Genomic DNA, 11,604 nt, shown 5'->3' with positions numbered 1-11,604 from the left:
AAGTACACGTCGAAATCGGTGCCGAAATCGTGCAGCGTCTGCTTGATGTGGGCGAACATCAGCTCCACACCCTCGCGGCGGAACAGTTCGTGCCGCTCGTTCTCCGGCAGACTCACCGCGTCCGGATGGGCGGCGGTGATCTGACCCGCGATCTCGGAGATGTAGGCGCCGGCGTAGCCGTTCTCCGGGGTGGGCGCGCCGGTGGCGGCGGCGACCAGCGATTCGGCGAAGCGGTCGATCTGCGCGCCGTGGTCGTTGAAGTAGTACTCGCGGGTCACGTCGGCGCCCTGAGCGGCCAGAATGCGGCCCAGCGCGTCGCCGACCGAGGCCCAGCGGGTTCCGCCCAGGTGGACCGGGCCGGTCGGATTGGCGGAGACGAACTCCAGGTTGATCTTGGTGCCGGTGAGCGCCTGCGCGGTGCCGTAGGCGGCGCCCGCGGCGCGGATCTGCTCCACGATGGCTCCCTGGGCGGCCGCGGCGAGGCGGATGTTGAGGAAGCCCGGGCCGGCCACGTCGGCGGATTCGATGCCGTCGGTGGCGGCCAGCGCGTCGGCCAGCAGACCGGCCAGTTCGCGCGGATTCATTCCGGCCTTCTTGCCCACCTGCATGGCCACATTCGTGGCATAGTCTCCGTGTTCCGGATTACGGGGACGCTCCACCTTGACCTCGTCGGGCAGGACCGCAGGGTCGGATCCACGTTCGACGAGCACCTTCGCCGCGGTCGCACGAAGGAGTTCTGCAAGGTCAGCTGGAGTCACGAGTCTCTATCCTATGGTCCGAGCGGGTGTGCGCCGTCAGCGGGCACCTGCTCGGCGCACCCGGCATCCGGCACCGGCGGCCCCGGCCGTCCTGACGACACCGCGAGAACCACCGACGCACCCGAAGAGAGCGCCAGCCGATGCCGAACACCAGCGCGAAATCAGCCAAGGCGATTCGTGCCGCCGCCAAATCCGCCCCCGGCGGGGCGTACAACGGCAATTCCAACCCGCCGAAGCATCGGCGTGTTCCCTGGGCGCTGGTGGGCGCGGTCGTGGTGATCGCCGTCCTGGTCGTCGCACTGGTCGTCTACTTCGTCCCCAAGTCGCGCCACCACGCCGACAAGGAGAAGGCCGTCCCGCCCACCGGCCAGATGGACGAACTCCCCGCCGGCATCCCCGGCATTCCCGCCATCCCCGGTATGCCGGGCGCGCCGATGCCGGCCCAGTAGTGCCGTGACACCGAACTGAATCCCTGCTCGGACCTGTCTTTTGGCGCACGCCGTGTGATGCGATACGCTTTCCCCGCCCGATCGGACGACGTAACCACTGGTGTCGACCGGGTCCAATCCCCGCCCTCGTAGCTCAGGGGATAGAGCGTCTGCCTCCGGAGCAGAAGGCCGCAGGTTCGAATCCTGCCGAGGGCACACACGACAAAGGCCCCTGACCAGCAATTCACCGGTCGGGGGCCCTTCTTGTCTGTCACCTCAGCCAGCCTCAGTGTCACGAGTTGTCACAACCTCGCCCAAACTCCTCGCCGCATCCCTCAGGGCGTCGGCTTGCGAATGGGTATAGATCCTCGCTGTCACACTCGCGTCAGCGTGGCCCAGCCAGGCCGCGATGACCGCCAGCGGGACCTTGCGCAGATGCATCGTCGTGCCGCAGGTGTGACGAGCGTCATGGAGCCGAATGTGACGAACCCCAGCACGCTTGACCGCCCGCGCCCACCGATGGGTCAGGGTGTCCGGATGGTAGGGGGTTCCGTCCTCGTTGCATGCCACGTAGCCGAGATCCTGATACGCCTCCCCCAGCTGTAGCTTGTCGGCCGCCTGGCGACGACGAGCCCGCTTGAGAACTTCCACCATCTCGTCATCCATCGGAAGCTCTCGAATCGATGACTCAGTTTTCGGATCGTCCTCCACCGCCTTGCCGCCGGCAGCAGCCCGCCCGATGTGCACGGTCAGCATCTTGCGTTTGAAATCGACACCACTCCAGCGCAATCCGCCGATTTCGCTCCGACGAAGGCCGCACAGCGCCAGGAACCACAGGTGGCCGTCACGATCGGTTTCGAGGCTCAGCAGGAACCGCGACACTTCGGCCGGCGTGTAGGTGACCGGCTTCCGCTTCTTGCCCGCCTTGGGCTTGATGGCCCGAGCCACATTATGTCCCAACAATTTTCGCTCAATGGCGTAGTCGAGAACCATCGAGGTTGTCTCCACTGTCCGCTTGAGCGAGCGCGCGGCCCAGGGACGGCGAACCTTGCCCTTCTCGGTGACCGTGCCGCCCTTCTTAAGAGCGGCCACCAGGTCATCGAGGTGCTTGCGAGTCAGCTTCTGAACCGGAATGGTCCCGTACTGTTCTCGCAGCGGCGCAAGGTTGTACTGGTATCCCGCCAGCGTGGTACGCCGAGCCCAATGGAGGCTGTCGAGCCAGTCCCGGCAGACCTCATCCACCGTCACATCCCGACGCGGTACGAAGGTGCCCGCAGCGGCACCAGCTGTGAAGTCCGCCAGCGCCTTTCGAGCCTCCTTCTCGGTCCGGTAACGACGACGGATCTGATGCCGCTTGCCGGTTACCGGGTCGCGGCCAGCATCGGCTACCACCTGGTACCGAACAACCGGCTTCTTGGTGCTCCGATCGGTCACCGTAACCTTGGTGATCTGAGGAGGTAACTGCTGTCTCATGCCGCCGCATCCAGAGCCGAGATGTATTCGGCCACAGCCTGTTCGGTGACGAACCGTCGCCGACCGACCTTTACCGACCGGAGCTCACCGGTGCCGATCAGCTCGTAGTACTTGCTGTGCCCGACCGGGATGAGTTCGCGCACTTCCTTCTCGGTGAGAAGCCTGGACATGGTGACCCCTTCCTATGCTGCGTTCTGGATTGCCGAATGTTGTTGTTCGCCTGGTGGACTTGCTGCCAGGCGTGCGGTTTCGTATTGGGCGCGCCATTTGATCCGCTGAGCGATCGAGGCCATGATCAGGTGCTCTCGCGGTGGCACGTTCTTGTCTCCGGGTTCGACCGGTTTCACGATCAGCCGCGACGGGTCGGGGCGCTGGATACCGACCGAGGCGAGGATTTGCCGAACGAACTCGGCGCGGTCGGCCTTGTGGTCAGGGAGGGTCTTGCCGGTCCAGCGACGCGACACCAGGACTCGGCGACCGCGCAGGCCGAGGGTTTCGCGGCGGTGGGCTTTGCCCTTGCAGCGGCCGGGCTGGGTCTTGTCGCTGGCGCCCTTGGGAGCGATGCCGTAGCGGAGCCAGATCGGGCAGTTCGGCGAGCACGGCACTTTCTGGAGCTCGGCGTGTAACCGCTCGTAATGCTGTGCCGCCCGGTCGGTCTGGGGCTCGATCACCTCAGCGATGGACTTGGTCAAGTACTTGGTCAGATAGCCGACGTGGCGCGAAGCTTCCTCGGTACCGCCGAGCACACCTTGGACGTCGACCTGGCGGCCGAACTTCACCACGTGGGCGGGTTCGAGCTCGTCCACCAAGTCGAGCATGTCCATCGCTTCGTCCCACAGCGGCAACGGTTCGGCGGTGTCGGGGTCGACGAATCGGCCGGCGGAGTAGTCCCAGACCGGCATGTGCCCGTCGGTGTACTGCTCGTTTTCCGGATCGAAGTGCGGCCACCACACCTGGTGGTAGGTCGCGGCCACGATTTGCCGAATAAGCTCCCGAGGGTCGGTTCCGCGGATCGCCATGTGAATGTGCGGGGCTCCGCGGCGCTGGGGTTCCACGGTGGCGAAGTACTGGATATCGCGACCGGTCGCGCGCCGGTAGTTCTGCACGAACCGATCGAACAGCGCGGGCCAGAACACGATGTCACGGGCAGCGCGGCGGTAGTCGTAGGTGTCCGGGTCGACAGGAGAGCCGTCGCCACACGGTTCGCCCTTGCTGTTGACCGCACCGTCACCGTTCATGCGCCCGTAGGAATCGCAGGTGAGAGTGAGAAAGATCGAGGGCCGGTACTTGCCCGCATACTGACGCCCGATCGTGGACTTATCCACCTTCTTGCGAGGCAAGTCGGGGACGTCCTGGCGGCGGCGGGTCGACCGTTTGCGCTCCGATTTCGGCGCAGGGTCCAGCGCCGGAAGACGCCCGCGCACACCGGTCTCCCGCAACTCCGCATCCAGATCCGCCACCACTTCCCGGATGCCGGCCATCTCGTCGTGATCGTCGCGAGCCTTCGCGTCCTGGTAGAGGTCCATCAGGCTCGCGCGGGCCTCCACGAGTTCGAGCTGACGTTCGGTGGGGTCGCGTTTGTCGTCTACAGGTTCGGTTTCGATGTGCCAGCCTTCGTGGGCCTGCTGCATCCGCAGAGCGCGAGCCCGAGCCGCACATGAGGGGCACACGCTTTCGAGCGTCGATTTGCACGGTGCGCCAACGTATTTCGATTCACCAGTATCGGGGTCGAACGAGTACATCGGGATCGGTCGGCGGCACTCCCCGTGTTTGTCAGCCGCCGCTTGCGCGATGTCGTAGAGGTTCGGCATCGCGCGCCGATCAGCCGCAGTCTCCCGGACAGGGCCGAGGGAGGCCGGATCTGTGGCAGTCTGTTGGTCTGTCATGGTCGGGCCTCCCTCGTCAGTGGTGGTGGTTGTCACGCGGCGTTGTCGTGGTCCTGGCGGGGCGGTCCTCCCAAGCCGCCGGGGATGTGCGGGAACGGGGCCAGAATCGGCTTGGCGAGCGAATCAGCGTGCCGGAACACCAGCTGCACCCGAGCCGGACCGATGATGCTGACACGGCATTCGTGCGCCCCGAACGCATGCGCCAGATGAGCAGTGCGGTTGGCCCAGTCGTCGGGGCACTGACCCGGCAGCATTGCCGCTCGCACGGTGTCGGTTGTCTCCCCGATCTCGATGCCGAGCAGCCGCGGAATCTTCACCGCCTGGCCCAGGTCGTCGCGGGTCGATAGGTTGCAGTCGTCCAGCCGCGCCGACCATTGCCGCCGGTATCGGAACCAGGACAGGAACCGGGAGCGGACGCGACGAGAAACGAAGCGCGAGAACAATTCCGGGGCCTTTACTCGCCACAGCACCAGTCCAGCGGCCGAAGCCAATGCCATGCCGAGGGCGGGGACCCAGCCGTAGAACCAGAAAAGGCCGGCCACCGCAGCGATGGGCAGCGAAACCATCGGGAACAGCAACGCCCACCAGGCCACGAGGAACACCGAGATCACTGCCCAGCCGATCACGGCCAGGAACAGCGTCAAGATGTCTTCTACCGGGTCACGTCGAGACTTGACCGTGGTGGTGGTTTTGGTGGTGGTGCTCACTGCTTCACCTCGGATTCCTTGAACAACCCCGGCTGTCCGGGGCGCTCCCAGTTGGCGGGGAGGTTTTTGACCTTGCGGCGCTTGGACTTACGCGCCCGATCCGCCGCCGCCTGGACAATCGGATTAACCTGCGGCGCTTTCTGTTTGGCGGTCATGCTGCCCAGTCCCCTCCGTCGGGGTCGTAGCCGTACCCGAACACCGTCCCGGTCTCGGCGAGGATGTTCACCGCGATACCGATCGGGTCGAGTCCGCGTGCTTCGAGCTGGCAGCGGCGACGCGCGTGCAGGTCGATCACATCGTCGTATTCGCTTGTCCGCTTGCTCATTTCAGATTCTCCTGTTCATCGGGCGCACCGCAGCGGTCGCAGCGGCGAAGAGTGTTCGTGGAGGGGAAGCGGTGGCCGCGCAAGTCGCAATCGGCGGTGATCGCGCAGCCGTCGCAGGCGATCCGGTCACCGTCATAGAGCCAGCCGTTGCGGCCGCCGACGAGGTAGTAGGCGGCCTGGTGGGTGGAGGTGAAGCAGACCGCTTCCCCGCCTGCGTCGGTGTAGAGGTCACCGCAGGTGTCGCAGTGGATGACCACGTGGTTTTCTGTGACGAGTCCGCGTTTCATGCCGCCACCGGTCCCGTGTAGCCGTCGCCGGGGATGTCGTCGCCCAGGTCGTCGGGGTCGAAATCGCTGTAGTCCTGGGTCGGGGCGAAGTCGACATCGGCGGCCGGGGAATAGCGCTCGACAATCTCTTTGGTCTGCTCGTCGGTGATCCAGAACGCGCGGACCCGGGCGAAGCCCTTCTTGCCGTCTTCTCCGACATAGCCGACACCGGGGGTGTCCTCCGGGATCTCGTCGCACAGCGCGCCCCGATCCCTGGCGCCCTGGCCGTGGATCATGGCGATCTGTGTCGGTTCTTCCAGCCGGAGACCGATGCGGGTGGGGAACAGTTGCCGGTTGGGCATGACCTCCTTGGAGGGGTCCTGCACAGCGGCGATCACCGACACCCCGACCGCACGGCCCTGAGACTGCAACATGCCGGTCTTGCGGCGGAACGTCTCCTGTTCCTCGCGTTCGGCATACGACGACAGCGCCGCGGCTTCGTCGATGATGAGCAGGATCAGCGGCTCATCCTTCGACGGCACCAGCTTGCGCAGACCGGCAGCACGCATCCGCGCCTGCCGCTCCTGCATAACCTGCACGGCCTCTTCCAGCACCCCGAGGATGCTCGGGGCGTCGGTGGCGAAGCGGACGAACAGCTTGTTTTCGCCGACGCCGAACTCGACACCGCCTTTCGGGTCCGCGAGCCACACGTCCACGAACCCGGCTTTGATCGCGGGACCGAGGCCGGCCAAAATCGACCACAGCACCGAGCCCTTACCGGAACCGGTGGCACCGGCAACCAAGATGTGCGAGTAGAGGATCCGCAGCAGCCACGGCGTACCGTCCTCACGCACACCCGCCGGAACCGCTTCCAGATCCACACCCGCCGCCGTCACGGTGCCGGTGTCGATGTTGGTCACGACCGCTTCGGCGAGGGTGTCACGCACCCGCAGTTCCAGGCGCACCCAGCCCGGGGCGGGGGACGATGCGATGACCTGGTCTACGCCTACGTAATCAGCGATGCGGGAACGCATTTCGTCGTCGGACCAGTCCGAGAGAGTCTGCCCGCCCCGCATCAGCAGATCGACAGTCAGACCATACCGGGAGAAGTCCCACCACTCCACCCGCGGATACCCGATCTCCGGAGACCCCAGTTTGAGGTCGGAGAACATCAGCTGCGCGTGGGCGGTCGAAGCGAACGACAACACCGCAGGCCGCAGCACTTCCGAGGTCTCTTCCAGATCCCGCGCCAAACCGTGCGCGGTGGTGGTGGCGGGGCGGCGGCCCCACGGCAGGATGTACGCCGCGAACACCAGCGCACTCGCCGCCGACACCGCGACCGGGACCATGTTCACGACGCTCATCGCGGGTACTCCCCTTTCGAGGTTTCGAGTTCGCAGAACAGTTGGCAGCCCTGCTGATTGGCCGGGGGCAAGCTCGGCTCGGAACAGAACAAGGTGCAGCCGTGGGAATCCGGCGCGGCGGGTGCGGGTTCGTCGCAGAACATCACGCACCCCGGTTTGCCGGTGGTGTGTTCGACAGCGGCCGGGGCCACGTCGTGACGCGGACCGAAGGCCAGCAGCCCGGCCACACCGAACGCGACCGCGGTTGCGCCGAGAGCCGTAGCACCCACGGCTACAGCGCCATTGAGACTGGTTTCCATGACAGATCAGCTCCCGATCGGGACAGAGACCGGCAGCAAGGGAGGCTGCACGGGTCGAGAAACAGGAATCGGTTGCGCCACAGGAATCACAGGCGCCGCAGGCACCACCGAGGCAGACGGTTCGGGGGCCGCAGGCTCCTCGAACTCCTCCACAGCAGTCGGCGCGTCCTCCTCGGCCTCAGCCACCGCCGGAGCAGGTGCCGGGACCGGATTGCTTTGTGAGGCACGGAACAGCACGGCCAGGCCGTGAGTGTCCACCAGCAGCGATATCGGGGCGATGGCCGCCACGATCGCGCACAGCCACGCCGGAAGCTCCTTGCCGGCGGCTACGGCGTGGATGCTGTTGCCCGCCACTGACACCAGCGCCCCGACCACCAGAACCCAGGTGAAGAACTTCCGTTCCGCCGACTTGGCCAGAACCAAAGCGCCGGCAGTGGCCTGAACGATCGTGCCGTCGATGATCAGCGGGAACAGCCACGCATCCGACGCCGGAATATGCGCCAGCTTGGCCAGATCCCGCAGCGTCGCGAAGCTGAGGCGGAATGCGGCGGCGCCAACACCCACGATCACCAAGACCGCGAACACCCGCGCCAACCGCATCCCTGTTGCCGTGCTAGTCATCGGAGATCGGCACCCAAATATGCGTTGCCAGCGCTTCCAGCTGCGGCAGCTGTTCAGCCAAGCGCCGCAGCGTGTTCACCCCGAGCGATAGGCCGAGTATCTCCTGGTCGCCGACGACACCGACATGGATGACCAATCGAGGAACGCCGTCCGGATCGATCGCCGGGTAGCAGGTCATCGGGCCGAAATTCTCATAGCCGCACGGGGCTACGTAGAAGACCTGGTCTTCGGAGCTCTGATCGTTCATCACGCCACCGCCTTCTCGACGGCAAGACGCTCCGCGGCATCGTGCAACATCAAGATCTGCGGCAGCTGCTCGGCCAAGGCGCGAACATCCTCGATCGACAACCTCAGCCGAACCTCGGGAAACCCCTTCCCGAGTCGCACGAACACGTAGGCCGGAATCGGAGAGCTGTACTGCCGGTCCGGCCCGTACCGGTAGATGTGCGCGGCCTTGTATTCGACCTCAGCGACGCCCTCCAGCGCGCCGTCCATGCAGAAATACGAACTCATGGCAGTCACGCGGCCTTGTCGGACTGACCGCGAGCCGGACGAGCCGCACCCGGATCGGCCGCCGGAACCTTGGCGCCGGAGTTGTCGCCCACGATGCCGGTAGCCCGCACCGTCCAACCGAGGGTCTTGAACTCGCCCTGACCGGTCACCTTCGGCTGAAGGGTCACGTTCTCCAGCACGATTGAGCGCATCCCCGGCAAAACCTCTTCCGTCGACGGGATCGGAGCCACATCCGCCAGGAAAATCACCTGGATAGTCGACTTCTTGTGATTGGTCTCCGCCGGATTGGTGCAGGTGGCCTTCCACTGCCGCAGACCGGTCACCGGGTCGACCTTCTGACGAGCCGGAGCGTTGCGGTTCTGGTTGTACTCGGTGTCCGGCTCGATCTCGCCGACCAGAACAAGCCCCCGCTCGAACGCGACGTTGAAGGGAACCTCGAAACGCAGATCCTTGAGCGCCATGACTGAATCTCCTTGTGTCTGGGGGGATTTCGAATGTCGCCTCACTCGGTAGCGGCGATAAGTTTATCGTATACGTAGTTTCGTATACGCACAAGAAGTTTGCGTATACGAAGCACGGGAAAGATCAAACCCGCAGGTCAGAGCGTCGACGGAGGATTGTTCGTATACGCATCTTCGTATACGCTGAGCGATAGAGGTTCACTACCGCTGCCGCTCCGAAGGTCCGCCGCCATCGGTCCGCGCAGCACATAGAGACAAGAAGGTGTGCGCAATGAGACCCCGCCCGACAGCTCTCGCGTGGATCGACCCCGACGTCAGCGCCGCTCCGGAATGGGATCGCGCCCAGGTGCAGCGCCTAGCAAGGCATCTCGGCTACGCCCTCATATGGCCGGCCTGCTCACCGCTGCCGCTACCCGATCAGGTCCGCGCGGCCGACGTGGACGCGGTACTCGTACCGTCCGCAACCCACCTCGACCCGCTCACCCTGAACAACCTCATGGACATCGTCGACGTCGAGGCCGTGCTACCCCGCCTGTCGTTCGCTCGGTGGCCGATGCAGCAGAAGAGCGGGGGTCAGCAGTGAGCGCTTGGGGTCTACTCGGACTGCTCCTGGTTGTCCTCCCCCTGTCGGTGGCGGTGTATTTCGTGGTGACCTATTGGCCGGAGCCGCGCCCCTCCCGTCGCCAACGCGAACGGCCAATACGAGACGGAAGCAATTCGGATACTGATTCGAATATATGAATGCTTCCCCCAGCTGATCAGCTCAAATACGTCTTTACGTATACGCAGTGCGGTACACTAGCCCCGAGTCCTACTCGTAGTGATTTTTCGAATTGAAGGGAATGATCCCGATGGCAGAACCTGCCTACGTTTCCATCGCAGGCGAATACGCCCGGCGAATTCGCGGCGGTGAATTACCGCCCGGAACCCAGCTTCCAAGCTATTCGGAAATCGCTGCCCGCAACAACGTCTCCGACATCGTTGTCCGGAAAGCCCTTGAATTGCTCCAGAGTCAGGGGCTTGTTCGGTCTGTGCGCAGACGGGGTGTGTTCGTATCGGATCGGCCGAACCTGATCCGGATCTCCCCCGAACGTCAGATGGAGGACCCGGAAGTGACGTTCGCGAACGAGACCGACAGCACGGTGGAGATCGACCGGGTTACGGAGACGGTTCCGGCCACGGAAGCACTGGCAGATGCACTTGGCGTGTCAGTTGGCGAGGAGATCACCCACGTTGTCACCCGCGCCAGCGAGGACGGTCGGCCGATCTCCGTGTCGGACACCTATCAGCCCGCCGACGTCACCGGCACATCCGACGCTGCCACGCTAGAGGAGACGGTGGCCGACAGCATTCCGGTTCCGTCACACGCAGAGTGGTTGAAGACCACTCCAGGCGACCTCGTGAAGACCGTCCATCAGCGCTATATGACCGCGACGGGGCGCGTAATCATGGTGTCGGATGTTTCCTATCCCCGAGATCGCTATTATGCGTTCGTCTTCCGTATGAACTTGAAGCCGGAATTGGAAGCCGCCGCCGAAAACTGAGACATTAGAAAACCGCCGGTCATCCTAAATCTGGGTGACCGGCGGTTTCTTTTATCGACGGACCCAGCCTTGTGCCCGGTCCGAGAGGTTCCACCACGACACGAATTCCGAATCTTCCGATTCAAGTTCCCACCGCGAGTTCAGCGCATCGAAGAAGGCGTCATTGCCAGTCTTTCCACCTTTGGGCTCGCCAATGTAGACCAACCGTCGGCCTCCGTTGGCTTCGAAGGCTGCCAGCGCGTCCGACGCCATCGCATTCCCCCATCCAGGTGGCCAGCATAGGAACAGGACCTCATCGGCTCGGCCGACACCACGAGCGGCGAATTCGCCGAGATCGCCGACGCTCAGCCACACATCCGCTTGCCCCGGCGCCGGCACAAACGATGGGTTCTCCGTCCGGTCTGGCGGTTCCGAGTCGTACGCCGCAACATTCAGCCCGGCGTCCGTCAACTGTGCCGCCCAGTAGCCGCGGCCCGCACCAAGCTCAGCTATCGGGCGCCCATCGCAGAATTCGCGCACCCAAGTGATGGTTTCTGGGGACGGAATCGCGTAGGCGTAGGTCGCCTGCAAGATAGTCTGCGCGAACCCCAGTCGCGCACTCCCCTGAGGCCGGCCACCGTTCACCACACGTCGGCCCTCATGCTCGGACACCGATGGCCCGACGATGTCCCAGTACGGATTCGCACTGATCGACGGCCCGCCCGTCATGTAGTGGACAAACCGCAGATCGAACGCGGCGTCTGCCCGGTCGTCTCCCGTACCCGGCAGCATCGGAGCGGTATCGAGGTACTCCGCCACTTTCGGATACTCGGACCGCAAACGCTGCTCGTCCCCCAGCAATCCGGCCAGTTCTTCACGACGGTCCGCCGTCAGCGCAAGGTCAGCCATGCCACCAAGTCTGTCGGGCCGCAGTCGGATTCGCGAGTGGTTCCGTTGAAGCCGGTCCATCGCCTAACCGC

Annotated in this window: 18 protein-coding genes and 1 tRNA gene; 4 read left to right on the top strand and 15 right to left on the bottom strand. The window is 64.6% G+C overall.

The window, feature by feature from the left end:
- Window positions 1–758, bottom strand: a 758-nt coding sequence (locus tag ON23_RS03710; protein ID WP_039776381.1) for a hypothetical protein, incomplete at its 3' end; no start/stop codon positions are given.
- Between the two features lie 140 nt (window positions 759–898).
- Here ON23_RS03710 and ON23_RS03705 point away from each other — a divergent pair.
- Both ON23_RS03705 and ON23_RS03700 read left to right on the top strand, forming a co-directional pair.
- Window positions 899–1,207: a hypothetical protein gene (locus ON23_RS03705; RefSeq protein WP_039776371.1), complete on the top strand. Its 309-nt coding sequence runs from the start codon at window positions 899–901 to the stop codon at window positions 1,205–1,207.
- 122 nt (window positions 1,208–1,329) lie between these two features.
- Window positions 1,330–1,402, top strand: a tRNA-Arg gene (locus tag ON23_RS03700).
- Window positions 1,403–1,462: 60 nt separating this feature from the next.
- Here the strand turns inward: ON23_RS03700 and ON23_RS03695 are convergent.
- From ON23_RS03695 to ON23_RS03650, 13 genes are read right to left on the bottom strand one after another with little or no spacing between them, the layout of a single operon-like run.
- Window positions 1,463–2,620, bottom strand: a complete 1,158-nt coding sequence (locus tag ON23_RS03695) for a tyrosine-type recombinase/integrase (RefSeq protein WP_223273947.1) — start codon at window positions 2,618–2,620, stop codon at window positions 1,463–1,465.
- Window positions 2,621–2,655: 35 nt separating this feature from the next.
- Window positions 2,656–2,829 carry a helix-turn-helix domain-containing protein gene (locus ON23_RS36665; protein ID WP_083903677.1) on the bottom strand — a complete coding sequence of 58 codons (174 nt, stop codon included), beginning with the start codon at window positions 2,827–2,829 and terminating at the stop codon, window positions 2,656–2,658.
- A 12-nt stretch (window positions 2,830–2,841) separates the two neighbouring features.
- Window positions 2,842–4,581 carry a replication initiator gene (locus ON23_RS03690; RefSeq protein WP_444543684.1) on the bottom strand — a complete coding sequence of 580 codons (1,740 nt, stop codon included), beginning with the start codon at window positions 4,579–4,581 and terminating at the stop codon, window positions 2,842–2,844.
- Entirely contained in the window at window positions 4,578–5,252 is a 675-nt protein-coding gene (locus ON23_RS03685; RefSeq protein ID WP_039776367.1) for a hypothetical protein, read from the bottom strand. Before ON23_RS03685 ends, ON23_RS03690 begins: the two co-directional genes overlap by 4 nt.
- The gene (locus ON23_RS37700; RefSeq protein WP_157170148.1) at window positions 5,249–5,407 is read right to left on the bottom strand and encodes a hypothetical protein; all 159 of its coding nucleotides are present in this window, start codon (window positions 5,405–5,407) and stop codon (window positions 5,249–5,251) included. Before ON23_RS37700 ends, ON23_RS03685 begins: the two co-directional genes overlap by 4 nt.
- A complete protein-coding gene (locus tag ON23_RS37695) occupies window positions 5,404–5,577 on the bottom strand; it encodes a hypothetical protein (RefSeq protein ID WP_157170147.1) in 174 nt (57 codons plus the stop codon). The genes ON23_RS37700 and ON23_RS37695 overlap by 4 nt, the downstream gene beginning before the upstream one ends.
- Window positions 5,574–5,864: a hypothetical protein gene (locus ON23_RS03680; RefSeq protein WP_039776365.1), complete on the bottom strand. Its 291-nt coding sequence runs from the start codon at window positions 5,862–5,864 to the stop codon at window positions 5,574–5,576. Before ON23_RS03680 ends, ON23_RS37695 begins: the two co-directional genes overlap by 4 nt.
- A complete protein-coding gene (locus tag ON23_RS03675) occupies window positions 5,861–7,207 on the bottom strand; it encodes an FtsK/SpoIIIE domain-containing protein (RefSeq protein ID WP_051041938.1) in 1,347 nt (448 codons plus the stop codon). Before ON23_RS03675 ends, ON23_RS03680 begins: the two co-directional genes overlap by 4 nt.
- On the bottom strand, window positions 7,204–7,476 hold the full coding sequence (locus ON23_RS03670; RefSeq protein ID WP_143860519.1) for a hypothetical protein: 273 nt from the start codon (window positions 7,474–7,476) through the stop codon (window positions 7,204–7,206). The genes ON23_RS03675 and ON23_RS03670 overlap by 4 nt, the downstream gene beginning before the upstream one ends.
- Before the next feature lie 36 nt (window positions 7,477–7,512).
- Window positions 7,513–8,127: a DUF2637 domain-containing protein gene (locus tag ON23_RS35730; RefSeq protein WP_223273945.1), complete on the bottom strand. Its 615-nt coding sequence runs from the start codon at window positions 8,125–8,127 to the stop codon at window positions 7,513–7,515.
- Window positions 8,120–8,374, bottom strand: coding sequence for a hypothetical protein (locus ON23_RS03660; RefSeq protein WP_039776361.1), 255 nt, complete (start codon window positions 8,372–8,374; stop codon window positions 8,120–8,122). The genes ON23_RS35730 and ON23_RS03660 overlap by 8 nt, the downstream gene beginning before the upstream one ends.
- Window positions 8,374–8,640: a hypothetical protein gene (locus tag ON23_RS03655; protein WP_039776359.1), complete on the bottom strand. Its 267-nt coding sequence runs from the start codon at window positions 8,638–8,640 to the stop codon at window positions 8,374–8,376. Before ON23_RS03655 ends, ON23_RS03660 begins: the two co-directional genes overlap by 1 nt.
- 5 nt (window positions 8,641–8,645) lie before the next feature.
- Window positions 8,646–9,101: a hypothetical protein gene (locus tag ON23_RS03650; protein ID WP_039776358.1), complete on the bottom strand. Its 456-nt coding sequence runs from the start codon at window positions 9,099–9,101 to the stop codon at window positions 8,646–8,648.
- Between the two features lie 271 nt (window positions 9,102–9,372).
- Here ON23_RS03650 and ON23_RS03645 point away from each other — a divergent pair, with 271 nt between their 5' ends.
- Both ON23_RS03645 and ON23_RS03640 read left to right on the top strand, forming a co-directional pair.
- Window positions 9,373–9,684: a hypothetical protein gene (locus ON23_RS03645; protein ID WP_039776356.1), complete on the top strand. Its 312-nt coding sequence runs from the start codon at window positions 9,373–9,375 to the stop codon at window positions 9,682–9,684.
- A 268-nt stretch (window positions 9,685–9,952) separates the two neighbouring features.
- Entirely contained in the window at window positions 9,953–10,645 is a 693-nt protein-coding gene (locus tag ON23_RS03640) for a GntR family transcriptional regulator (RefSeq protein WP_039776373.1), read from the top strand.
- A gap of 51 nt (window positions 10,646–10,696) precedes the next feature.
- Here the strand turns inward: ON23_RS03640 and ON23_RS03635 are convergent, their stop codons facing one another.
- Window positions 10,697–11,533 carry a hypothetical protein gene (locus tag ON23_RS03635; protein ID WP_039776354.1) on the bottom strand — a complete coding sequence of 279 codons (837 nt, stop codon included), beginning with the start codon at window positions 11,531–11,533 and terminating at the stop codon, window positions 10,697–10,699.
- Window positions 11,534–11,604 lie beyond the last annotated feature (71 nt).

The organism is Nocardia cerradoensis NBRC 101014 (assembly GCF_000308535.1).
Classification (GTDB): domain Bacteria; phylum Actinomycetota; class Actinomycetes; order Mycobacteriales; family Mycobacteriaceae; genus Nocardia; species Nocardia cerradoensis.
This window is presented reverse-complemented; position numbering and strand designations above follow the sequence as displayed.